This is a genomic window from Weizmannia sp. FSL W8-0676, assembly GCF_038593015.1.
In the GTDB taxonomy this organism is placed as follows: domain Bacteria; phylum Bacillota; class Bacilli; order Bacillales; family Bacillaceae_C; genus Weizmannia; species Weizmannia coagulans.
The window spans coordinates 823,277-846,908 of record NZ_CP151954.1; the positions used below are offsets into that span (position 1 = coordinate 823,277).

Annotated in this window: 23 protein-coding genes; 21 read left to right on the plus strand and 2 right to left on the minus strand. The window is 47.3% G+C overall.

Annotation, left to right across the window (positions count from 1 at the left end; translation table 11 throughout):
• Window positions 1–16: 16 nt before the first annotated feature.
• On the minus strand, window positions 17–253 hold the full coding sequence (locus NST20_RS03860; protein WP_026104642.1) for a 4Fe-4S binding protein: 237 nt from the start codon (window positions 251–253) through the stop codon (window positions 17–19).
• A 306-nt stretch (window positions 254–559) separates the two neighbouring features.
• Between NST20_RS03860 and NST20_RS03865 the strand changes: the two genes are divergently transcribed.
• From NST20_RS03865 to NST20_RS03875, 3 genes are all read left to right on the plus strand, one after another.
• Window positions 560–898 carry a DUF5316 domain-containing protein gene (locus tag NST20_RS03865; RefSeq protein ID WP_328192586.1) on the plus strand — a complete coding sequence of 113 codons (339 nt, stop codon included), beginning with the start codon at window positions 560–562 and terminating at the stop codon, window positions 896–898.
• Window positions 899–971: 73 nt separating this feature from the next.
• On the plus strand, window positions 972–1,664 hold the full coding sequence (locus NST20_RS03870; protein WP_019721718.1) for a response regulator transcription factor: 693 nt from the start codon (window positions 972–974) through the stop codon (window positions 1,662–1,664).
• A 17-nt stretch (window positions 1,665–1,681) separates the two neighbouring features.
• The gene (locus tag NST20_RS03875) at window positions 1,682–3,469 is read left to right on the plus strand and encodes an ATP-binding protein (RefSeq protein ID WP_342400107.1); all 1,788 of its coding nucleotides are present in this window, start codon (window positions 1,682–1,684) and stop codon (window positions 3,467–3,469) included.
• Window positions 3,470–3,678: 209 nt separating this feature from the next.
• Here NST20_RS03875 and hemG read toward each other — a convergent pair whose 3' ends face one another.
• The gene (hemG, locus tag NST20_RS03880) at window positions 3,679–5,091 is read right to left on the minus strand and encodes a protoporphyrinogen oxidase (RefSeq protein WP_342400108.1); all 1,413 of its coding nucleotides are present in this window, start codon (window positions 5,089–5,091) and stop codon (window positions 3,679–3,681) included.
• A gap of 220 nt (window positions 5,092–5,311) precedes the next feature.
• On the opposite strand from hemG, the gene NST20_RS03885 reads away from it, so the two are divergent.
• The 18 genes from NST20_RS03885 (at window position 5,312) to NST20_RS03970 (ending at window position 23,507) form a co-directional block, all read left to right on the plus strand.
• Window positions 5,312–6,199 carry a phosphate ABC transporter substrate-binding protein PstS family protein gene (locus NST20_RS03885; protein ID WP_342400109.1) on the plus strand — a complete coding sequence of 296 codons (888 nt, stop codon included), beginning with the start codon at window positions 5,312–5,314 and terminating at the stop codon, window positions 6,197–6,199.
• A gap of 417 nt (window positions 6,200–6,616) precedes the next feature.
• Window positions 6,617–7,471 (plus strand): phosphate ABC transporter permease subunit PstC, encoded by an 855-nt coding sequence (gene pstC, locus NST20_RS03890; protein ID WP_342400406.1) that lies wholly within the window; start codon window positions 6,617–6,619, stop codon window positions 7,469–7,471.
• The gene (gene pstA, locus NST20_RS03895; protein WP_013858664.1) at window positions 7,468–8,352 is read left to right on the plus strand and encodes a phosphate ABC transporter permease PstA; all 885 of its coding nucleotides are present in this window, start codon (window positions 7,468–7,470) and stop codon (window positions 8,350–8,352) included. Before pstC ends, pstA begins: the two co-directional genes overlap by 4 nt.
• Window positions 8,353–8,633: 281 nt before the next feature.
• On the plus strand, window positions 8,634–9,467 hold the full coding sequence (gene pstB, locus NST20_RS03900) for a phosphate ABC transporter ATP-binding protein PstB (protein ID WP_342400110.1): 834 nt from the start codon (window positions 8,634–8,636) through the stop codon (window positions 9,465–9,467).
• Between the two features lie 27 nt (window positions 9,468–9,494).
• Window positions 9,495–10,280, plus strand: coding sequence for a phosphate ABC transporter ATP-binding protein PstB (pstB, locus tag NST20_RS03905; RefSeq protein WP_342400111.1), 786 nt, complete (start codon window positions 9,495–9,497; stop codon window positions 10,278–10,280).
• A 305-nt stretch (window positions 10,281–10,585) separates the two neighbouring features.
• Complete coding sequence (locus tag NST20_RS03910) at window positions 10,586–11,533, plus strand: glycosyltransferase family 2 protein (RefSeq protein ID WP_017552696.1); 948 nt, start codon at window positions 10,586–10,588, stop codon at window positions 11,531–11,533.
• Window positions 11,521–13,335: a DUF6020 family protein gene (locus NST20_RS03915; RefSeq protein WP_342400112.1), complete on the plus strand. Its 1,815-nt coding sequence runs from the start codon at window positions 11,521–11,523 to the stop codon at window positions 13,333–13,335. Before NST20_RS03910 ends, NST20_RS03915 begins: the two co-directional genes overlap by 13 nt.
• Window positions 13,328–13,681 (plus strand): DMT family transporter, encoded by a 354-nt coding sequence (locus NST20_RS03920; RefSeq protein WP_041818818.1) that lies wholly within the window; start codon window positions 13,328–13,330, stop codon window positions 13,679–13,681. The genes NST20_RS03915 and NST20_RS03920 overlap by 8 nt, the downstream gene beginning before the upstream one ends.
• A 19-nt stretch (window positions 13,682–13,700) precedes the next feature.
• Window positions 13,701–14,000, plus strand: a complete 300-nt coding sequence (locus NST20_RS03925; protein ID WP_230951724.1) for an EamA family transporter — start codon at window positions 13,701–13,703, stop codon at window positions 13,998–14,000.
• Window positions 14,001–14,117: 117 nt separating this feature from the next.
• On the plus strand, window positions 14,118–14,762 hold the full coding sequence (locus NST20_RS03930) for an HD domain-containing protein (RefSeq protein WP_342400113.1): 645 nt from the start codon (window positions 14,118–14,120) through the stop codon (window positions 14,760–14,762).
• A gap of 86 nt (window positions 14,763–14,848) precedes the next feature.
• Window positions 14,849–15,094: a CsbA family protein gene (locus NST20_RS03935; RefSeq protein WP_014095840.1), complete on the plus strand. Its 246-nt coding sequence runs from the start codon at window positions 14,849–14,851 to the stop codon at window positions 15,092–15,094.
• A gap of 14 nt (window positions 15,095–15,108) precedes the next feature.
• Window positions 15,109–15,354 (plus strand): DUF2164 domain-containing protein, encoded by a 246-nt coding sequence (locus tag NST20_RS03940; RefSeq protein ID WP_225620972.1) that lies wholly within the window; start codon window positions 15,109–15,111, stop codon window positions 15,352–15,354.
• Between the two features lie 182 nt (window positions 15,355–15,536).
• Window positions 15,537–17,537, plus strand: a complete 2,001-nt coding sequence (gene uvrB / locus NST20_RS03945; protein ID WP_342400114.1) for an excinuclease ABC subunit UvrB — start codon at window positions 15,537–15,539, stop codon at window positions 17,535–17,537.
• A complete protein-coding gene (gene uvrA, locus NST20_RS03950) occupies window positions 17,524–20,388 on the plus strand; it encodes an excinuclease ABC subunit UvrA (RefSeq protein WP_133535954.1) in 2,865 nt (954 codons plus the stop codon). Before uvrB ends, uvrA begins: the two co-directional genes overlap by 14 nt.
• A 299-nt stretch (window positions 20,389–20,687) precedes the next feature.
• Window positions 20,688–21,086: a glycerol-3-phosphate cytidylyltransferase gene (tagD, locus tag NST20_RS03955; protein WP_013858674.1), complete on the plus strand. Its 399-nt coding sequence runs from the start codon at window positions 20,688–20,690 to the stop codon at window positions 21,084–21,086.
• Window positions 21,079–21,690, plus strand: a complete 612-nt coding sequence (locus NST20_RS03960; RefSeq protein WP_342400115.1) for a CDP-glycerol glycerophosphotransferase family protein — start codon at window positions 21,079–21,081, stop codon at window positions 21,688–21,690. Before tagD ends, NST20_RS03960 begins: the two co-directional genes overlap by 8 nt.
• A 44-nt stretch (window positions 21,691–21,734) precedes the next feature.
• Window positions 21,735–22,268, plus strand: coding sequence for a CDP-glycerol glycerophosphotransferase family protein (locus tag NST20_RS03965; RefSeq protein WP_342400116.1), 534 nt, complete (start codon window positions 21,735–21,737; stop codon window positions 22,266–22,268).
• Between the two features lie 261 nt (window positions 22,269–22,529).
• Window positions 22,530–23,507: a glycosyltransferase family 2 protein gene (locus tag NST20_RS03970; RefSeq protein ID WP_133535952.1), complete on the plus strand. Its 978-nt coding sequence runs from the start codon at window positions 22,530–22,532 to the stop codon at window positions 23,505–23,507.
• Window positions 23,508–23,632: the final 125 nt, after the last annotated feature.

Consider the following 23,632-nt stretch of genomic DNA (forward strand, 5'->3'; position numbering starts at 1 on the left):
GGTGCGGGGGTTATTTTTACTCTGAATAAAATTTGCGGGCTTTTTCCAGGAAGGCCATATCCTCTTCTTCCAGTTCTTCTTCATGATAGATGGCTTCTACCGGACAAACTGCCTGGCAAGCGCCGCAATCGATGCAAATATCCGGGTCGATAAAGTACTGGTCTTCCCCCTCGGCAATACAATCCACGGGGCATACATCCACGCATTCGGCCGCTTTTTCGCCGATGCACGGTTGGGTAATTACAAATGCCATTTTCCAGATCACCTTTTTCCTATATGTTAATCATTATCCGTCTAGCGTTGCGTTTATATCCATCCATTTTGCCAGCCGGACATCCCCAGGCCGGCAGGGTGACAATACGCAATATTCGAAGCCGGGCGTCCATGCTTTATCTTTTAACGATCATTTTTAATATAACAAAATGGTAGGAATCTTTCAATCAAAACTCTCTGCGTGTGGGAAGGAGATTTAAAAAACACGCAACAAGAGACGTCTTAAAAGCAGGACATTTTATGACGGAGGCTGAATATAACAATAAAGAAAAGGAGGGGGCAAAAATTGAAGGCATATGCTGTTATAACCGGAATGATCATTGCTGCGGCTGGCATCATTGCAGGGCTGTTTACCAGGGATTTTTCAAAAACCTATTGGATCTGCGGGATAGCGGCAGCAATTGGGATTGTTTTCTCCGGCATCACGATGGGGGCGTTTGTGGGCGGCATGGAGACACGGGCTAACTATTTTTCTGAAACAAAAGAACATCACCAATCAAGATTCAGTCTGACGATGCTTTTTTCCTGTTCGGATTGCCGAATCTTATTGCCGTTCTGGCAGTATTTCTCATCCAAATGTACGCTTAACATTTACATATTTTCCGGTCGCGCGCGGAATGCTTGAAATCCGGCTTTACAATGGAAAAGCAGGCACGATACAATGAAGAAAAACAAGTCGGGGAGCGGGGCTATAACAGATGGCTAAAAAAATTTTGGTTGTGGATGATGAACCATCCATTGTGACCCTTTTAAAATTCAATCTCGAGCAAGCCGGTTTTGAAGTGCTGACTGCCAGTGACGGAAACGAGGGATATGATACAGCGAGGAGAGAAAAACTTGATGTCATTATTCTCGATCTGATGCTTCCGGGCATGGACGGCATGGACGTTTGCAAGCAGCTGCGGCTTGGGAAAATCAATACGCCCATTTTAATGCTGACAGCCAAAAGCGATGAACTGGATAAAATTCTCGGCCTTGAACTCGGGGCAGACGACTATATTACAAAACCGTTCAGCCCGCGGGAAGTGGTGGCCCGCGTGAAAGCGATCCTGCGGCGGGCAGAAACAAAAACAGAAGAAGAAACCGCTGATGCGATTAAAGTGGGCGATCTGCGCATTTTACCGGAACAATTCGAAGCCTATTTTAAAGAGAAAAAACTGGAGCTGACCCCGAAAGAATTTGAACTGCTATTGTATTTGGCAAATCACGCCGGGAAAGTGCTAAGCCGCGACCAGCTGCTGGCTGCCGTTTGGAATTTCGATTTTGCGGGCGATACAAGAATCGTCGACGTGCACATCAGCCACCTCCGCGAAAAAATGGAAGAAGATACGAAACAGCCGCAATATATTAAAACAGTCAGGGGTTTTGGCTATAAAATGGAAGTGATGTAGCGGGAAAGGGCTTTGCGATGAATAAATTATGGATCCGCATTTTTATTGCATTTTTATCGATTTTGGCTGCCGTATTGCTGGCCATCGGCTTTTTCGTTGCCGATATGATTCAACATACATATATGGACATGGTGCGCACGCAGCTTTCCCAGGATGCAGATCTGCTGATGAAAACGATCCGCCCGCAAACGTTAAAAGGCAAGCCGGATATACTGCAAAAAAAAGTTCGGCATTATTATTCCAACCACGAACCGCGTATTACCATAATCGATACAAACGGGAAAGTGCTCGCAGATTCGGACGATGATCCGGCAAATATGGAAAATCACGCAAACCGGCCGGAATTCAGGCAGGTGATAACGCAGCATAAAGCAAGCGGCGAGTCCATCCGCTCAAGCCATACGCTCGGGTACAATATGATGTATGTCGCAAAGCCGGTAAAAGAAAACGGGAAAGTCACCGCAGTGATCCGGACCTCGATTGCGCTTGACCGGATTGATGCCGTGCTTAAAGGACTGTGGTTTAGCCTCGGGCTTGCGATGGCAGTGGCCTTCCTCATTTCCGGCTGGATCAGCTATGTGCTGGCGCGGAAATTCACGCGCCCGATTGAAGCAAGCATTGAGGTCAGCAACCGCCTTATTGAAAAAGATTATGACAGCCGCGTCCATGTAAATGCAAGCGGGGAATTGCAGCAGCTGGCAAAAGCCATTAATAATCTTGCCTATAACTTAAAGCAGCAAATGGACGAGATTGATGAAAACGAGCAGCAGCTGACCGCCGTATTGGAAAATATGGACAGCGGGGTTATGCTTATTCAGACATCGGGGCGGATCATGCTTGTGAACCGGGCAATGGAGGAAATGACGGGTTTGTCGTCCGGCGAATTGATTGGAAAGCGCCATATTGAAGCGGGAAAAAGTTTCGGGCTCAGCCAGCTGATCGACCGTTCCTTAAAAACGGGTGAACGGTTTCGGGACGAGGTACATCTTTATTACCCGAAAGAGCGCATTCTCGATGCCCATATTGCGCCGTATGTCGGGGAGAGCGGAGAGCTGCGCGGCGTTGTCGCGGTCCTGCATGATGTAACAGAAACGAGGCGGCTTGAGCAAATCCGCAGCGAATTTGTTGCAAATGTCTCCCATGAATTGAAAACGCCCGTCACCTCTGTCAAAGGGTTTGCGGAAACGTTACTAGACGGTGCCATGTATGATGAAGCGACACTCAGGGAATTTTTAAAGATCATCTATGACGAGTCCGACCGGCTGCACCGGCTCATTTCCGACATTCTCGATTTGTCCAGGATCGAGCAGCACCGCATTCCGTTGAAAATGGAACAGCTCAATGTGGTCGATGTGATTACAGAGACCGCCCAAACGATGCGGAAGAGAATAGAAAAGAAACAGCTGGAACTTGTCCTGCCACAAAAGCGGCACGTCATGATGGAAGCAGACAAAGACCGTCTCCGCCAAATCCTGTTGAATTTGGTAACGAACGCGATTGCCTATACGCCGGATAAAGGCAGGATTGAAATCAGCCTGATCGAAAGGGAAAATGAACTGGACTTGATCGTAAGCGATACAGGCATTGGCATTTCTGAAAAGGATTTGCCGCGCATCTTTGAACGGTTTTACCGGGTCGATAAAGCCCGGTCAAGGCAGTCCGGCGGCACCGGGCTCGGCCTTGCAATCGTTAAGCATCTTGTTGAATCGTACCATGGCAAGATCCGAGTGGAAAGCGAGGAAGGAAAAGGCAGCACCTTTATAGTCACCCTGCCACGGACGCAAACCAGGCCGGACGCTGTTTAAAAGCGCCCGGCCTGTTGCTTTTTGCGGATATGGGAGGTGTTCATAAGCGGGATGAAAGACAAAAAAGCAAGAGCTGCGGTCCGAAATGTCCTTCATAAGCGGGATGAAAGACAAAAGGAGGCGAACTGCAGGCTGAAACGTCCTTCATAAGCGGGATGAAGGACAAAAGGGGGCGAACTGCAAATTTTGTCCATTCGGCAATACATGATTTACACATTTAAACTGCCCTGCTCCCTTAGTTTTTCCATTACCTTTCCCGCCGTTTCTTTTCCATTCACGATGCAATCGGCGATGCCGACGCCGTAGTAAGAGCAACCGGCGAGCACCACGTCCGGGTCGCTTGCTGATAGCTTTTTGGTTAGCGCTTCTACCCTCTGCCGGTGGTGCAAATCGTACTTCGGCATCTTGCCCAGCCATTTTGTCACTTCCGCTGCCACCGGCTGTGCACTGATCCCGAGCGCCTGCCGGACATCTTTAAGCGCCGTTTCAATCAGCCCCTCCTGATCCATCGCATTCAGCCGGTTAAACAGTGCGGCATCCGCGTCTTTATAAAACAAGCGCAACAGCAGGCGCCCGTTTTTCGACGTGTGCGGCCATTTCCGGCTTGTCCATGTGCAGGCATTGCAAGCGAGCCCGCTTCCGCCGGAAACAATAAAGCCCGTCCCGTCTTTCGGCAAGACTGCATCCGGCACGTCAAAACCAAGATAAACGGTGATCACCGAAGCGGCCTTAAATTGCCCCCATTCCTCATCCAACGCAGGGTCCGCAAGCAGTTTCTTCGCTGCAGCATGTGGTACGGCAAGCACCACCACATCTGCTTCAAGCCTGCGCCCGTCCGACAATACAACAGTATAGCCTTTTTCGTGCCGTTCAAGCACATCTGCTTTTACCCCTTTTATGATGTCAGCGCCCGCTGCCTTTTCCTCGAGCCGGCCAGCCAGTTCGGCCAAACCGTTTTTAAACGATACAAATTTTTTCTTCTCAGGAGACAAGAAAGTTTGCTTATGTTCGGACAAACCTTTCATGATGCTGCCATACTGGTTTTTATAATCAACAAGAAACGGCATCGTTGTTGCCAATGTCAGTTCATACAAATTGCCGGAGTAAACGCCGGACAGCACCGGCGCAATTTGTTTCTTCACCAGTTCTTTGCCGAAAAAAGCCTCCAAAAATTCCCCGGCCGAACTGTCTTTTGTAAAAGAATGGTTTTTCGTAAACAAATCTTTCAGCGCTGCCAGCTTCCCTTTTGTTGAAACAAGTTCGCTGCCAAAAAGCGCATCCAAACTTGCCGGAATGCCAAACACTGCCTCTGCCGGAATCGGTTTTAACCCGTCTTCCCGGTAAAGATACGAGATGCCGGTAGCATTGTGGCGGATCCGGTTTTCAAGCCCGAGTTCTTTCAAAAAGCTGGCTACCCCTTTTTTGCGGGCAACGATTGAATCCGCCCCCGTTTCCATAATAAAGCCCTCTTTCCGGACGGTACAGAGCTTTCCGCCGGCTTCCGGATTTTCTTCCACAAGGGCTAAGGTTGCCTGTGCACCTGTTTTTTGGATCTGTTTATGAAGCTCGTACAATGTGGTAAGACCCGTAATGCCCCCGCCAATAATCACGACCGATTTCAATTTTATACCTCCGTTCAGTCTCTGTTACCTCTATTATAAACAAACCGGTTTCTTCTATTTTTAATGTTTTTGCCTAAAATGTGACAATCACTCTTTAAAATCTTACACCTGGTTCTATCATCTTTACAAACTCTTAACATTCCATTCATATCTGCTTAATACCGCACGATTATCTTTAAAGGAGCAAGGAGCAAACCAATAAAAAACAGGGGGCAAAAAAATGAAGAAAAAGTTTGCAGCGCTATTTGGCTTATTAACGATTTTCGCGGTGATTGCTGCCGGGTGCGGGAATGCAAAAGGGACGGCAACATCCGGCAACGGCACAAAACAGGAAAGCATCACGGCAGTCGGTTCCACCGCGCTCCAGCCGCTCGTGCAGGAAGCTGCGGCACAATATATGAATGATCATCCGGGCGCAACCATTAACGTACAGGGCGGCGGCAGCGGAACCGGATTGAGCAAAGTTGCGGAAGGCGCTGTCCAAATCGGGAATGCTGACGTTTTTGCCGAGGAAAAAGACGGCATTGATGCAAGCAAGATTACAGACCATAAAGTTGCCGTTGTCGGGTTTGCGCCAGTTGCAAATCAGGACATCGGCGTTGATAACCTGACAAAACAGCAGCTGATCGACATCTTCACCGGCAAAATTAAAAACTGGAAAGAAGTCGGCGGAAAAGACCTGAAAATCGTTGTGATTAACCGTGCAGAAGGATCCGGCACACGGGCCGTCTTTGAAAAACAGGCTTTAGACGGCGCTACTGCAGTGAAAGCGCAGGAACAGGACTCTTCGGGTACCGTGCAAAAAATTGTCAACGAAACACCAGGGGCTATCAGCTATCTCGCATTCTCTTATATAAACAATAAAGTCAAAGCTTTAAAAGTGGACGGTGTTGAACCGGCGGAAGAGAATGTCAAAACAAATAAATGGAAAATCTGGGCTTACGAACATATGTATACAAAAGGAAAGGCAACGGGCTTAACGAAAAAATTTATTGATTACATGCTTTCTGATGAAGTACAAAAAAACCTCGTTCCAAAACTCGGGTATATGCCTATTTCTGAAATGCAAGTTGAACGGGATGCCGGCGGAAACGTGACAACAAAATAAAGCGGCACGCACTTAAAACTTTGCGGAGCTGCGAACTGCGAAGCAGCAGAATGATCGCCTGGATGATACGATTTCCAAAGTTGCCGAAATCTTGCCTGTTTTGAAAATGGCAACCGTAAAGAATAAAACAACGTGAACGAACAAGCAGTCGAGCAGGCAGCACAGGCCGCCTGCAAAGCAGAAATGCGTTCGAAAATCAAAGTTGCCGGTCTTGCCTGCTTTTGAAAACTGCACCCGGAAAGGCCTGCAGAGCAGAAATTTTATCCGGAAACTAAAGCGGCAATCTTGCCCGTTTTTAGAAACCTAACCGGAAGGGGATAGAACAACGTGAGTGAAAATGCACTCAAATGGACAGAACAGGTTGTCAAAAATCAAGCAAAACCGCGTTCGAAAATCAAAATAGAACGGCGCGGGAAAATGATGACGTTGATTTGCATTGCTTTGATGGCGGTTGTTGCCGCATCGATTTTTATTTTTGTCGCATCAAAAGGGCTTGCCCTTTTCTTTGAACATCACGCCAGTGTCCTTGAATTTTTCACAGGAAAAGACTGGAACCCGGGCAAAAAGGATGCTGCCGGGACCCCGGTTGCGGGCGCTTTGCCGATGATAACCGGTTCCTTTGCCGTAACATTTCTTGCCGCTATCATTTGTGCGCCGCTTGCAATCGGCGGAGCTGTATTTATGACAGAAATTTCCGCTAAACGGGGGCAAAAAATGTTGCAGCCGGTCATTGAATTGCTTGTCGGCATTCCGTCGGTTGTTTATGGATTTATTGGATTAAGCGTCGTCGTCCCGTTTCTTCGTGAACATGTATCAGGAAGCGGATTTGGCATTGCGGCAGGAACCATTGTGCTTGCGGTCATGATTTTGCCGACTGTGATGAGTTTGTCGGTGGATGCCATCCGCGCTGTACCCGATTCGCTCCGGGAAGCCTCGCTTGCGCTTGGGGCGACGCGCTGGCAAACGACTTACAAAGTAGTGCTGCGGACGGCGCGGCCGGGCCTGTTAACGGCTGTTATTTTCGGGATGGCCCGGGCATTCGGTGAAGCGCTCGCGGTGCAGATGGTAATTGGCAACGCAACGGTGATGCCCCGTTCATTGCTCGAGCCGGCATCCACTTTAACAAGCATTTTAACGATGGGCATGGGCAATACCGTGATGGGAAGCGTGGAAAATAACGCGCTCTGGACGCTGGCGCTCGTTTTGCTCCTCATGTCGCTCGTCTTCATCATCATCGTCCGTTTTATCGGCCGCAGGAGGGATGCAGCATGAAAGCAAAAATAGCAGACCGTATCGCAACATCCGTTTTTTACTTCATTGCCGTGTTTATCGTCGCCATTCTTGCGGGGCTCGTCGGATACATTCTTGTAAAAGGGCTGCCACATATCAGTTGGTCATTCATTTCATCCCCTCCCCAAACATTTAAAGAAGGCGGGGGAATCGGGCCGCAGTTGTTCAATTCTTTTTATTTACTCGTGCTGACAATGGCGATCAGCATGCCAATCGCACTTGGCGCAGGCATTTATATGGCAGAATATGCACGGAAAAACCGGCTGACGGATTTGCTCCGGACGGCGATTGAAGTGCTGTCTTCGCTTCCGTCTATTGTGGTCGGGCTGTTTGGTTTTCTATTCTTTGTCCTGTCGATGGGCTGGGGATTTTCGATTTTGTCCGGCGCGTTTGCATTGGCGCTTTTCAATTTGCCGCTGCTGGTCCGGGTCGTGGAGGATTCACTGCGTGCCATTTCGCCGGCGCAAAGGGAAGCAGGCCTTGCACTTGGGGTGTCACGATGGGAAACGATTCAATCGGTGCTGCTGCCGGCTGCCTTGCCGGGGATCATCACCGGGATCATTTTAGCCTCCGGGCGCGTTTTCGGCGAAGCGGCAGCCCTGATTTATACGGCAGGCATGAGCTCGCCAAATCTTGATTTTTCAAACTGGAACCCGTTCAGCATGAATTCCCCGCTGAATCCGCTCCGCCCGGCTGAAACATTGGCCGTGCACATTTGGAAAATCAACGGGGAAGGCCTTATGCCGGATGCCGCGTCCGTATCAAGCGGCGCGTCCGCAGTGCTGATCCTGTTTGTGCTCATCTTTAATTTTTCAGCAAGGTTTATCGGCAAATGGCTCCATAACCGGATGACTTCGCAATGAAGGCGCCGTATTCATCTGGAAACGCGCCATGCCTACTTTAAATCGGTGCATTTGCAACAGCTTCACAACCGGATGAATGAGGGTGCACGGGAGCTGCGTCTATTTGGCACCATATCTAGCTTTTTTACACTTTATTTTCAGCGGGAATGATCACAACCGGGTAAATAAGGGTGCCCGGAAACAGGGCAGGCGTTTGTATCAAGCCCGTTCTTGCGCGCGCTTCACTTTAACAAGAAAAAAACGGACCCTTACTAATTTCACAATAAAAGGAGGAATGACCCATGGCAGTATCGATGCTGGCACGGAATGAAAAAATGGTGCAGCCCGCGGTTGAAATTCCCGGGCAGATGCCGGAAGCACAGCACATTATCATCGAAACAAAAAATTTAAGTGTTTTTTACGGGGAAAAAGCGGCGATCCAAAATGTTAGCCTCGCGTTTCCCGAACATCAGGTGACGGCATTAATCGGCCCGTCCGGATGCGGAAAATCGACCTTTTTGCGGAGCCTGAACCGCATGAATGATGAAATTGCGGGCTGCAGGATGTCCGGCGGGATTTTTTATAAAGGAGCCGACATCACCCTTTCGTGCGCGGATGTTTTTGAAATCCGGAAGCATATCGGCATGGTGTTCCAGCGCCCGAATCCGTTCGCAAAATCGGTTTTTGAAAATGTCGCGTTCGGCCCGAAGCACCATGGCGTGAAGAAAAAAGCATGGCTGGAAGAAATTGTCGAAGAAAGCTTAAAAAAAGCTGCATTATGGGATGAAGTGAAGGATCGCCTGCATACGTCCGCGCTTGCACTGTCAGGCGGCCAACAGCAGCGGCTTTGTATCGCAAGGGCGCTCGCCATGAACCCGGATGTCCTGCTTCTTGATGAACCAGCATCGGCGCTCGATCCGGTCTCAACTGGTAAAATTGAGGAACTGATTCTCGAACTGAAAAAAGACTATACCGTTGCCATTGTCACGCACAATCTGCAGCAGGCCGCCCGCATTTCTGACAAGACCGCCTTCTTTTTCATGGGCGCGCTGATCGAAGCGGGGGACACGGCGAAAATATTTACCAAACCGGAAAACCAAAAAACAAGGGACTACTTATCCGGCTTTTTCGGCTAAATCCCGGTGGAAAAGGAGAAATGCAAAATGGCAGCAGTATTGGAAAAACGGGCAGACAACCAAACCGCTATCCGTGCCGAGCGTGTAAATGTGTTTTATAAAAACTTCCAGGCCCTTTATGATATTAATCTGGCATTTCCAAAAAAGCATGTGACAGCACTGATCGGCCCGTCTGGATGCGGAAAATCCACGTTTTTGCGCACGTTGAACCGGATGAATGACAACATCCCCGGTTTCCGAATGGAAGGCCATATTACGATTGGAGGCGAACATATTTATGCGCCGAAAACGGATGTTGTCCAATTAAGAAAAAATGCCGGCATGGTCTTCCAACGCCCGAATCCGTTTCCAATGTCCATTTACGATAATGTCGCGTACGGACCGCGCATCCACGGCATTAAAAACCGGCATGTGCTTGATGAAATCGTAGAAAAATGTTTGCTTCAGGCTGCGCTATGGGATGAAGTGAAAGACCGTCTTCATACGTCTGCCGCGGGGCTTTCCGGCGGGCAGCAGCAAAGGCTTGTGCTCGCAAGGGTGCTTGCTGTTGAACCGGGCATTATTTTAATGGACGAACCGGCATCGGCGCTTGATCCGGTATCGGCAGCCAAAATTGAGGAATTGATCCTCGAGTTGAAAGCGCAATACACCATCATCATCGTCACCCATAATATGCAGCAGGCGATGCGCGTGTCCGGACATACCGCTTTCTTTTTGAATGGCAGGGTGGTGGAATTCGCTGAAACAACCAAAATGTTTACGAGTCCGGCATCGAAGCAGACAGAAGACTATATTTCAGGGCGGTTCGGCTAATCCTTTCCGCCGCTTAAAAGGTGAAGGAAAGCCACATTTCTCATTCAAGTTCAGCTGAGAGGGCAGCCGTGCTGCGGGCATTTCTGTTTTCTTGATCCTGAAATGCGCAAAAAAGCACGTTAATGAAACGTGTTCTTTTCGCGTGCCCGATGAGCGGAGGAACCATGGCAGCAAAGTGGGAAAAAATGTCTCGGGAAATCCGGGAAAATCCTGAAACACTCTTTCACTACAATTTCTCCTCGTGCTATAATAGTTCAGTACTGTATGGCGAATGATAAAATCAGTAATGATTTGGAGGAGCAGCAATGAAAACAGCCGTCTTGGTTCCTTGTTATAACGAAGAACTGACGATTGCAAAGGTGATCCGGGACTTTAAGAGAGAATTGCCTGATGCGGACATATATGTTTATGATAATAATTCAACGGATCGTACATATGAAATTGCCAGGGAAAACGGGGCCATTGTAAAAAAAGAACCGCGCCAGGGAAAAGGCAATGTCGTAAGAGCCATGTTCTTTGAAATTGATGCAGATTATTATGTAATGGTAGACGGGGATGATACGTATCCTGCTGAATTTGTACATCAATTGTTAGAGCCTTTAAAAACAGGCGAAGCCGATATGACCATTGGGGACAGGCTGTCAAACGGCACTTACGAAAAAGAAAATAAACGAGCTTTTCATAACCTGGGAAACAATTTGGTAAGAAACTTAATCAACAAACTTTACAAAAGCAATATCCAAGATATTATGACGGGATACCGTGCATTTAACCGCTTGTTTGTACGTTCTTTTCCTGTGGTAAGCAAAGGTTTTGAAATTGAAACAGAGATGAGCATCCATTCGCTCGATAAGGGATTTAAAATCAAAGAAATTCCCATTGATTACCGCGACCGTCCGGAAGGGAGCGAGTCAAAACTCAACACTTTTTCTGACGGCCTGAAGGTCATCAAAACGATTTTTACGCTTTTTAAAGATTACAAACCGATGTTGTTTTTTTCGTTTTGGGCAGTCATTTTGCTTATTCTCGGGCTCGTAGTGGGCGTGCCGGTTATTGTGGAATTTTTTCACACCCATTACATTACAAAAGTACCGTCAGCGATACTGGCAGTCGGCCTTGTCCTGATGGCCATGCTTTCTTTTGCCAGTGCGCTCATTCTGGATACGGTTGTCAGCCACTCCCGTAAGCAATATGAAATGGAGCTTCACACCGTTTACGAAGAATTAAAAAGAGAAAAGGAATGGAGCAGGTAATGTTTGCACATCAAAAGACCATGCATGCGGTACTTAGTTTCGTGATTGGCATCCTGGCAGGGCTCGGTTTTCTGCTTTTTTCTTATTCCTTTAAAAGCGTGCCCGGCTGGTATCCGGTTTTTTTCGCGCTGGCCGGTAGCTTTCTGGCGTACGGTGCCATTTTTTGGAATATTGGCCGGATGAAGCGCCCTTTGAAATGGGGTTCTTTTCTTTTTTCCTTTGTGCTCTCGGTCATTGTCACATTTGCTTTAAAAGGGCCGCAGCAGCATCTGGCGCACCAGCCCTTTTTGATAAACTGCCTTATTTATCTTGCAACTGTTTTGTTTTTACTGTTTGCCATGCTGCTGGCGATCAAAATACTGTATGCTTTAACAGAGAGCCGGGCAGAAGGGGATGTTCCCAGGAGGCATATTCTTTATTTTTCAATCCTGCCTTTATTGATTTCCCTTCTGTACTTCTGGGCTTTTTATCCGGGCATTTTAATGGCTGATTCTGTCAATCAGTGGCAGCAGGCGCACTCCACTTTTTACAATGACTGGCACCCTGTTGTGATGACATGGATGATCAAGCTGGCGGCCCAAATATGGGATACGCCTGCCTCTTATGTGATTTTCCAGTTCGTTCTGGCAGCGCTGATTACCGGATATGTCTTTTATGCATTTGAAAAATTAAGGGTCAAAAAGCCAGTTTTATGGCTGGGATATGCGTTTTTCTGCTTTTTGCCGCTTATCCCGCTTTATTCTGTCGTGATTTGGAAAGATACGTTGTTCAGTTACTTTCTGCTGGCGTTTACGGTCATGCTGATCCAGATCATTGATTCGAACGGCAAATGGCTGCGGTCGTTCCCCCATTTGCTGTTTCTGTACTTTTCCGTTTGCGGTGTCATTTTTTACCGGCATAACGGCTGGCCGGTGCTGCTTGCAACGATTGTCATTTTTCTTTTTTTCCTGCGAAAACGGTATTTGTATATGTATGGCGTTTTCGCGCTTGCGGTCATCACGTTTCTGGTTGTGACAGGCCCGGTTTACAAGCATTATAAAGTGTTTCCGGCTGATGAAACGGAATCTTACTCCATTCCTTACCAGCAGATTGGAAGGATTGTGAAGGAAAACGGGCATATAACGCCTGCGCAAAGAGCCGTGATCAACCAGGTGATGCCAATTCCGGACTGGAAAAAATACTATCATCCGACAGATGTTGATATGATAAAGTTTAGGCCGCACTTTGACCGTGCGTATATTAAATCCCATAAAAAAGCCTTTTTCAGTACGTGGTTCGCGCTATGCCGGCAAAATCCTAAGCTTGCTTTGGAAGCTTTTTACGATCAGGAAAAGCTTTCATGGAAACTGTATATTCCCGGCGAAGATTTGCGCCGCCCGATTTTCCGGAACAAGGATTTTGAGAAGTACCGTCCCGTTTATTTTATGACACAAAAGAATGTGCAAAAATATCATGTCCATTATAAATGGTTTTACTATAAAGATTATGGATCGGATCTGGCGAATACAAAACTTTCGTCGCACATTACGCAAATCAATCAGACTTTTTCACACGGCATTCTCCGCGTGCTTGTGATGCCGGCGTTCTATTTGTATCTCATCCTTTTGTTTTTGTTTACCGCCATTTTAAAAGGAAACTGGCGGCTTGTAATCGCGGCGGTTCCGATGTTTTTAAATCTCGGTTCCATGTTCGCGGCGATTCCGGCCCAGGACATCCGCTACTTTTTTCCGAACTTTTTGCTGGCGGTGCCGTTTTTCTTCCTTGCCACATTAACAAGCAGAAAGCGTGATAGCCATGGGTAATTCTATTTTTCAATCGATCCGTAAAAATAAAACGGGCATTTTGCTGATTGTGCTTGCGGCATTTTCCACCTCTGTCGGACAGATGCTGTGGAAAATGTCCGGCCATTTTTTAGATGCATACTTTGTGACCGGCTTCTTTCTCTATTTTTGCGGCGCATTGCTGATGATAGTTGCGTTTCGTTTCGGGGATCTTTCTGTCCTTCACCCGCTTTTAAGTATGGGGTATATTTTTTCCCTTTTCCTGGGGAGCATTTTTTTAGGAGAACATATGACGCCTTTCAAAATCATCGGCACTTGCATCATTTTTGCAGGGGCAGCGCTGATAGGGGGCGGGGATGCTGATTAAGCTTGTACTTCTTCTATGCATGACGCTGTTAGGGTCATTGGGGGGCTTCTTTTTCAAAAAATGCACTTCCAGAGGATTAAAGCTGAGCGGATTTTTCATTTTGAATCTTGGTATTGGCGGTGTTTTCTATGTATTAGGGGCATTGCTGAATATTCAGTTGCTGAAAATGATGCCGTATACGATTGTGTATCCATTAACATCCATTACATATATTTGGACCTTGATCCTCTCTTCCCTTTTTTTGTCGGAAAAAATGAACAGGAGAAAATGGTTCGGGATTCTGCTCGTCATTACAGGGGCATTTTTCCTTACCATGTAGATTTTAAATCCAGTTGCTTGACGCTGGGTTTATTTTTTTCTAGAATAGTGGAAATATCAAAGAACCAGTCCCAATCCTATAGAGAAAAGAAAATCGGACAGCAAGGAGGGAAGCAGGATGGGGGTTCACCAATATTTTAAAAGTTTGTCTGACCTGGAAAAAATTTACCGCTGCCCGGGCAAGTTTAAATTCCAAGAACACTCGGTGGCAGCCCATTCTTTTAAAGTGGCAAAAATCGCCCAGTTTTTCGGCCATGTGGAAGAGAAAGCCGGCAATAAAGTGGACTGGCGCGCGCTCTACCAAAAGGCGCTGAATCATGATTATCCGGAACTGTTTACAGGCGACATCAAAACGCCGGTCAAATATTCTTCAAAAGAGCTGCATAAGTTGTTCAAACAGGTCGAGGAAGAAATGACGAAAAACTTTATCAACGGCGTATTTCCGGAAGAATACCGGGAAATTTATTTTGATTTGTTCAAAGAAGGCAAGGACGATACGCTGGAAGGAAAAATATTATCCGTTTCCGACAAAGTCGATCTTTTGTATGAATCTTTCGGGGAAATCCAAAAAGGCAATCCGGAGCCGCTGTTTCTGGAAATTTACGAGGAATCGCTGCGGACCATTTTGCGGTTTTCGGGGCTTGCATCTGTCCAATACTTTTTAACGTCCATTTTGCCTGATCTGCTCGCAGAACGATTTATCGAACGGAGCCAGTTGCGCGGCATTACAAATGAAATCATTGAAAATGAATTCAAAAGATAATTCATTTTCAATGATTTTTCTTGTATTTTCGGGTGGAATGTTAAAAAATAGGGATAGCAGAAGTAAGGGCTTGGAGTGGGGTGAGGATGATCGTTCAATTGGTGGTAGCCGCTGTTTTTCCATGCTTTCTCGTCATCTTTTTTTCGCGGGTTACGTTTAACCAAGTGATTGGGCTGATTCTTACGGTTGCGCTCATTGTCGCTTCCGTTTATAAAGGATATACGCGCACGTGGCCGGTATATATCGTGGATGCAGCTTCATTGACAATCGGGTTTTATTTTGCTAATACAATGATACGGAAGGCAAAGATGAAAAAAGGAATGAAAAAATGAAGGCGGAGGCGCCCATGACCGGATTCAAAATGGACCCTGCGGAAAAGCAGCGGGTTCTGCGGGAAATACAGCAATTTGTCTGGGAACAGACAGGTGAAGAAATCGGCGTGATTGCCGCACAGGCGTATTTTGACTTTTTTCAGGAAAAGCTTGCGGCACACTACTATAATAAGGGAATTGAGGATGCGAAGAAAATATGGGAAGGGCAAAATGCACGTCTTGAAGAAGAATGGTACGCCCTGGAAATCCCGGTGAAATAACGGCCATCCGTTCCTGAAAGCGGTAGGGAAAATCCTTACCGTTCTTTCTTATGGAAAGATAGAAAACTTGTTCGCTTTTTGTTGGAGACGGGGCAGGATTTATGTTAAAATAAAAAGACTGAAAGACGAAGAACGGCCTTTTAAGGTTGAAATAGATGATGCCGGTTTAAGGAGGCTCATGGATGGAACAGCATGCTTTTGAACTTGTTTCGAAATACAAGCCGGAGGGGGACCAGCCGGAAGCGATCCGCCAGCTTGTGGACGGCATCCGTGCAGGCAAAAAGATTCAGACATTGCTCGGGGCAACCGGAACGGGAAAAACGTTTACGGTTTCGAATGTGATTAAAGAAGTGAATAAGCCGACGCTTGTCATTGCCCACAACAAAACGCTGGCAGGGCAATTGTACAGCGAGTTTAAGGAATTTTTCCCGAACAATGCAGTAGAGTATTTCGTCAGTTATTACGATTATTACCAGCCGGAAGCGTACGTGCCGCAAACCGATACGTATATTGAAAAAGATGCAAGCATTAACGATGAAATTGACAAACTGCGGCACTCGGCAACGTCTGCCCTGTTTGAGCGCAATGATGTCATTATTATTGCGAGCGTCTCCTGCATTTACGGCTTAGGTTCGCCGGAAGAATACCGCGAGCTTGTCGTCTCGCTCCGGACCGGGATGGAAATCGAGCGGAACCAGTTGTTGCGGCGGCTTGTCGATATCCAGTATGCCCGCAATGATATTGACTTCCAGCGCGGGACGTTCCGTGTGCGCGGCGATGTCGTCGAAATTTTCCCGGCTTCGCGCGATGAACACTGCATCCGTGTCGAATTTTTCGGCGACGAAATTGACCGGATCCGGGAAGTCGACGCGCTGACCGGCGAGATTATCGGTGACCGCGACCATGTCGCGATTTTCCCGGCTTCCCACTTCGTTACGCGCAATGAGAAACTGCAGATTGCGATCCGGAATATTGAAGCGGAACTCGAAGAACGGCTGAAAGAGCTCCGCGATAACGGCAAACTGCTCGAAGCGCAACGGCTCGAACAGCGGACGCGCTATGATCTGGAAATGATGCGGGAAATGGGCTTTTGTTCCGGGATTGAAAACTATTCCCGCCATTTGGCGCTGCGCCCGCCCGGTTCGACGCCGTATACGCTTCTGGACTATTTCCCGAAAGATTTTCTGCTCGTCATTGACGAATCCCATGTTACGCTCCCGCAAATCAGGGGAATGTTTAATGGGGACCAGGCGCGCAAGCAGGTGCTCGTCGACCACGGGTTCCGGCTGCCGTCCGCGCTTGACAACCGGCCGCTCCGGTTTGAGGAATTTGAAAAACATATTTCGCAAATGATTTGCGTATCCGCTACGCCGGGGCCGTATGAACTCGAGCATACGCCGAAAATGGTGGAACAAATTATCCGCCCGACAGGCCTTTTGGATCCGGAAATTGAGGTGCGGCCGATTGAAGGGCAAATCGACGACCTGCTCGGGGAAATTCAGGACAGAATTGAGAAAAATGAGCGCGTGCTTGTCACGACACTGACAAAAAAAATGGCGGAAGATTTGACGGACTACTTGAAAGAAGTGGGCATTAAAGTCCAGTATCTCCACTCTGAAGTAAAAACGCTTGAACGGATTGAAATTATCCGCGACCTCCGTCTCGGCAAATATGATTGTATCGTCGGCATCAACCTGCTCCGGGAAGGGCTGGACATCCCGGAAGTGTCGCTTGTTGCTATTCTTGATGCCGATAAGGAAGGCTTCCTGCGTTCCGAACGGTCACTGATCCAGACGATCGGCCGCGCCGCTCGGAATGCAAACGGCAAAGTGATCATGTACGCTGATAGAATCACGGATTCGATGGAAAAAGCGATCAGCGAAACGAAACGGCGCCGTGCCGTCCAGGAAGCCTATAACAAAAAACATGGCATCACGCCGAAAACGATCCAGAAAGATATTCGCGATACGATCCACGCGACCTATGCGGCGGAAGATGCAACGCCGTATGAAGCGGAAGAAACGAAAAAGCCGCTGACGAAAGAAGAACGCATACGGATGATTGCAGAACTGGAAGAAAAGATGAAAGAAGCGGCAAAAGCGCTTGACTTCGAGCAAGCCGCCCGGTACCGTGATGCCCTTTTAGAACTGAAAGCAGGTGACGACCACAATGGTATTAGATAAAATTGAAGTAAAAGGGGCCCGTGTCCATAATTTAAAAAATATTGATGTAACCTTGCCGCGGGACCAGCTTGTTGTGCTGACGGGATTGTCCGGGTCCGGAAAATCTTCGCTCGCATTTGATACGATTTATGCGGAAGGGCAGCGGCGCTATGTTGAATCGCTGTCCGCCTATGCCCGGCAATTTTTAGGGCAGATGGACAAGCCGGATGTGGATGCGATTGAAGGCCTTTCCCCGGCAATCTCCATCGACCAGAAGACAACGAGCCGCAATCCGCGTTCCACCGTCGGGACGGTAACAGAAATTTATGATTATTTGCGGCTTCTGTATGCCCGCATCGGCCACCCGATCTGCCCGAACCACGGCATTGAAATTGCATCGCAGACGGTCGAACAAATGGTGGACCGGATCATGGCATACCCGGAACGGACACGGCTCCAGGTGCTTGCCCCGGTGGTATCGGGGAAAAAAGGCCGGCATGTAAAACTGCTGGATGATATTAAGAAACAGGGTTTCGTCCGCGTCCGCATTGACGGGGAAATGCTCGACCTCGGCGAAGAAATTGAGCTGGACAAAAACAAAAAACATTCCATTGATATCGTTGTTGACCGCATTGTCATAAAAGACGGAATTGAGCCCCGCTTGGCCGATTCGCTTGAAACCGCGCTGAAATTGGCGGACGGGCGCGTGGTAATTGATGTGATCGGGGAAGAGGAACTGCTGTTCAGCGAGCATCTTGCCTGCCCGATCTGCGGCTTTTCCATCGATAAACTGGAACCGCGCATGTTTTCGTTCAACAGCCCGTTCGGCGCCTGCCCGGAATGTGACGGGCTCGGTGCAAAGCTTGAAGTGGATCCAAGCCTTGTCATTCCGGACGCCTCGCTTACGCTCAATGAAGGCGCGATCGCTCCGTGGGAACCGATCAGCTCACAATATTATCCGCAGCTCTTAAAAGCGGTGTGCGCGCATTTTGGCATTGACATGGACACGCCTGTCAAAGATTTGCCGAAGCATCAGATGGAGATTATTTTATACGGATCCGGCAACGAACGGATTTATTTCCATTATGAAAATGATTTCGGCCAGGTGCGTGACAATATGATCCAATTCGAAGGCGTACTGAACAATATTGAACGCCGTTACCGCGAAACCAGTTCCGACTTTACGCGCGAGCAGATGGAAAGATATATGGCCCAGCAGCCATGCCCGAAATGCAAAGGCTACCGCCTGAAACCGGAAAGCCTTGCTGTGAAAGTGGGCGGGAAACATATCAGTGAAGTGACGGATTACTCGATTGCGGAAGCCCGCTCCTTTTTTGCCCATCTCGAATTGACGGAAAAAGAGCAGGCGATCGCCCGGCTGATCTTGCGCGAAATCGAATCCCGGCTCGGTTTTCTCGTCAATGTCGGCCTCGATTATTTGACGCTGAGCCGTTCTGCCGGCACGCTCTCCGGCGGCGAAGCCCAGCGCATCCGGCTTGCGACGCAGATCGGATCGAGGCTTACAGGCGTTTTATACATTCTTGATGAACCGTCGATCGGCCTCCATCAGCGCGACAATGACCGTCTGATTGCAACGCTCAGGCAAATGGCCGATATCGGCAACACGCTTATTGTTGTCGAACACGACGAAGATACCATGCTTGCCGCAGACTACTTGATTGACATCGGCCCGGGAGCAGGCGTCCATGGCGGAAAGGTTGTTGCTGCCGGCACGCCGCGCGAGGTGATGAAAAATCCGGATTCACTCACCGGCCAGTATTTATCCGGAAAGAAATTTATCCCGCTCCCGCCTGAACGGCGGAAAGGGGACGGCCGTTTTGTTGAAATCAGGGGCGCGAAAGAAAATAATTTAAAAAACATCAATGTAAAATTCCCGCTCGGCCTGTTTATTGCCGTAACCGGCGTCTCCGGCTCCGGAAAGAGCACGCTTGTCAATGAAATTTTGCATAAGGCGCTTGCCCAAAAATTGCAGCGTGCAAAAGCAAAACCGGGCGCTTACAAAGAAATCAAGGGTATTGAACATCTCGACAAAGTCATTGACATCGACCAGTCCCCGATCGGCAGGACGCCGCGGTCCAACCCGGCGACCTATACCGGCGTGTTCGATGATATCCGCGACGTGTTTGCTTCCACGAACGAAGCAAAAATCCGCGGCTATAAAAAGGGGCGGTTCAGCTTTAACGTCAAGGGCGGCCGGTGTGAAGCCTGCCACGGCGACGGGATTATCAAAATTGAAATGCACTTTTTGCCGGATGTGTACGTACCGTGTGAAGTGTGCCACGGCAAACGGTACAACCGCGAAACGCTCGAAGTCCAATACAAAGGCAAAAATATTGCTGATGTACTCGATATGACGGTGGAAGATGCGATCTCCTTTTTCGAAAACATTCCGAAAATCAGGCGGAAACTGCAGACCATTGCGGATGTCGGCCTTGGTTACGTCAAGCTCGGGCAGCCGGCTACAACTCTGTCTGGCGGCGAAGCGCAGCGCGTGAAACTCGCATCCGAACTGCACCGGCGTTCGACCGGGCGATCTTTCTATATTTTGGATGAACCGACAACCGGCCTTCACGTCCATGATATTGCCAAACTTCTCGATGTGCTGCAGCGGCTGGTGGAAAACGGCGATACGGTGCTTGTGATCGAGCATAACCTCGATGTCATCAAAACCGCCGACTATATTATTGACCTCGGCCCGGAAGGCGGGGACGGCGGCGGAACTGTTGTTGCCACTGGCACGCCGGAAAAAGTCGCGGAACATCCAACCTCCTACACCGGAAAATATTTGAAGCCAGTGTTGGAACGCGACCGGGAAAGAATGGAAAAAGAGGTAGAAAAACTGGCGCGCTGAGGCATGTTTACCGTTTTTTTGCCTCCTGCCCCACCGGGTGAATAACAGAATGCGGGCTGTACGGAGTCTTTTGGCAATTTTTTCTATTAAACGGAAAACCGGCGTGCTAACTGTTGGCGTTCCTCCCTGCTTGCGGGAGGGCCACTTGTACATAGGGAAAACCCGGCGCCCGCTTCTTGAAGAAGTATTTGAATTCTGCTTGAAATAGACATATAATGAGTAAAGATTAGGGAAAAATAATGAAAAGTGTCGCATTGTGCAGGAATGTTGCCTATTATATTTAGCAGGGAGAGAACTGTATGAAAAAAGTAATCACATACGGAACATTTGACCTTCTCCATTGGGGGCATATCAATTTACTGAAACGCGCAAGAGCATTAGGCGACTATTTAATCGTCGGCCTTTCATCGGATGAATTTAACGAAATCAAAAATAAAAAATCGTACCACAGCTATGAAAACCGGAAATTAATTCTGGAAGCGATCCGTTACGTTGACCAGGTCATTCCGGAACATTCTTGGGAACAAAAAATAGACGATATCAAAAAATACAATGTCGATGTTTTCGTCATGGGCGATGACTGGAAGGGCAAATTTGATTTCCTGAAGGATTATTGCGAAGTGGTTTACCTGCCGCGGACGGTCGGCATCTCTACGTCAAAAATTAAGAAGGACCTCTTTTCTGTGAAAAATGGTTAGGGAACTGTTCATTTCCTTATACTTACTGCTTTTTCGCGTACTGTTTACATTATGTAAAATTTTTCCTTTAAAAAGGAAAATCACATTTGTCGTCTCATTTGAGCAGAACAGTTTATATGTGTATGAGGAATTGAAAAAGCATCCCGTTTCTTTTCAGACAGTGTTCGTTTGTACTTCTTCCTGCTATCGCCGTGTTGCGGAAACCGTCCGGCAAGAGAAGGTATTTCTGTTTGAAATGAAAAATTTGCAGCATTTTATCCGCAGCCTATACAACATTGCGACATCGAAATTTGTGATTGTTGATAACTATTATGGTTTCCTGGCTGCCGCCCGGTTTAAAAAAGGGGTGGAATGCATCCAGCTCTGGCATGCAGCAGGGGCCGTTAAAACATTCGGCCTTGAAGACAAAACGATCCGCACGAGGGGCAAGCGTGCATTGAAGCGGTTTAAAAAAGTGTATGCCCATTTTGACCGGGTAGTGGTGGGGTCTGAAAAAATGAAGCATATTTTTATGAGGGCTTTCGGGCTTCCTCCTGAAAATTTTCTTTGCACAGGCATACCACGGACCGATCTTTTTTTGACCAAAACAGGATCCGGGACATAAAGAAGAAGCTGTACAAACAGTATCCTGCCTTTCAAAAGAAAAAAGTGATCTTGTATGCCCCGACTTTCAGGGACCCGCATCCGGACCAGTTTGAAGTGCCGCTTGATTGGGACCGGCTTTATGATGAACTGAAGGATGAGTATATTTTTGCGGTGAAATTTCATCCGGCTGTAAACAAAGGGGCAGGGCTGCTGCAGTATCCTGATTTTGTGGTGGACTGCCCCCATGATATGAACATCAACGAATTATTGCTGGTTACAGATTACTTGATCACGGATTATTCTTCTGTCCCTTTTGAGTTTTCCCTGTTAGGCCGCCCGATGATCTTTTATCCGTATGATCTGGAAAGCTATCAGGCCACACGGGGGTTGTGGGAACCGTATGACCAGCTTGTCCCCGGGCCGATTGCCTGTACGACGGCAGAAATGATTGATTTGATTAAAACTGGTTCTTTTGATGCGGGAAGTATAGAAGCATTCTCAAGAACCTGGAATACATACTCTGCCGGCCACTCCAGCCGCGATCTGGTACAGTATTTGCGTGAACAGGACGAAAAAAAGGGAAGAATGTATGGATGAGTTTGCGGGAGTATGAGAAGCGGGCGAATATGGCCGGAGCTCACCTGTTTGGGATATCTGTTTAAACTGGAATTCAGGCCGGGATGTGGCTGAGTTTTTATTTTTTACGTAGAGGGCAGGAATTTCCAGATAAAAGTATCTTTGATATTTTCAATATGGCTTTTGCATGTTTACTATTTTTCTCAATAGGCAACAGAGAGGCAATGTATCTTTCATATTATATAGTTGGAAATTTTGTCTTCACTAATAGGAGTGTAAAGTATGAGTAATAATTTGCCGATGCTAACAATTGTGGTTCCTTGTTATAACGAAGAGCTTGTACTTGAGAAAACAACACAAGAATTAACAAGAGTATTGGATAAATTAGTTGTAAAAAACAAAATAAGCAGTAAAAGTATGATTTTTTATGTTGATGATGGAAGCAAGGATAGCACTTGGGAGATTATTGAAAAATTGACGGGCATAAATTCTTACGTACAAGGGTTAAAGTTAAGCCGAAATTTCGGCCACCAGGGAGCCTTAATAGCAGGATTAGAGACAGCGAGAGATTTTTCGGATTGTGTCATTTCCATCGATGCGGATTTGCAGGATGATGTGGATGCTATCGAAATGTTTATAGACAAGTTTAATGAAGGCTATGAAATTGTATATGGAGTAAGGGATAAAAGGGACACCGACACTTTTTTCAAAAGAAATACAGCCCTTTTTTATTACAAGTTGATGGGGAAATTAGGCGTAAACCTGGTTCCGAACCATGCAGATTACAGGCTTCTGAGCAAGAGAGCTTTGGATGAGTTTGTTAAGTATCAGGAAGAGAATATTTTTATCAGAGGTATCATACCACTTTTAGGGTTTAAGTCGGCAAAGGTTTACTATGATCGTAAAGAAAGATTTGCAGGAGAGTCAAAATATCCATTAAAAAAGATGCTGGCATTCGCATTTGACGGGATTACATCCTTCAGTATCGCACCTGTGCGTTTTGTCACGTTTCTCGGGTTTGTTCTTGTATTTGTTGGGATAGTGATTGCAATTTATACATTATGCGCAAAGATTTTTTCTTATACCATTAGCGGATGGACTTCTCTTATGCTATCTGTCTGGCTTGTTGGAGGTGTCCAACTGCTTGCGATCGGGATTATTGGGGAATATATTGGGAAAATATTCAAGGAAACAAAAAGACGTCCAAGATATACGATTGAAAAAAATACGTATAAAGAAAGGCAAGTAGGAACTTCATAATTTATTTTTTTAATTTGCGCTTGTCCATTTTTATTCCTCCGCTGGTGCCGCGTTCGTTGCGGTATGGATTTCTAATGAATGATTTAAAAATATATGATGGCGTCCATGCTAAAAATACAGCGCTT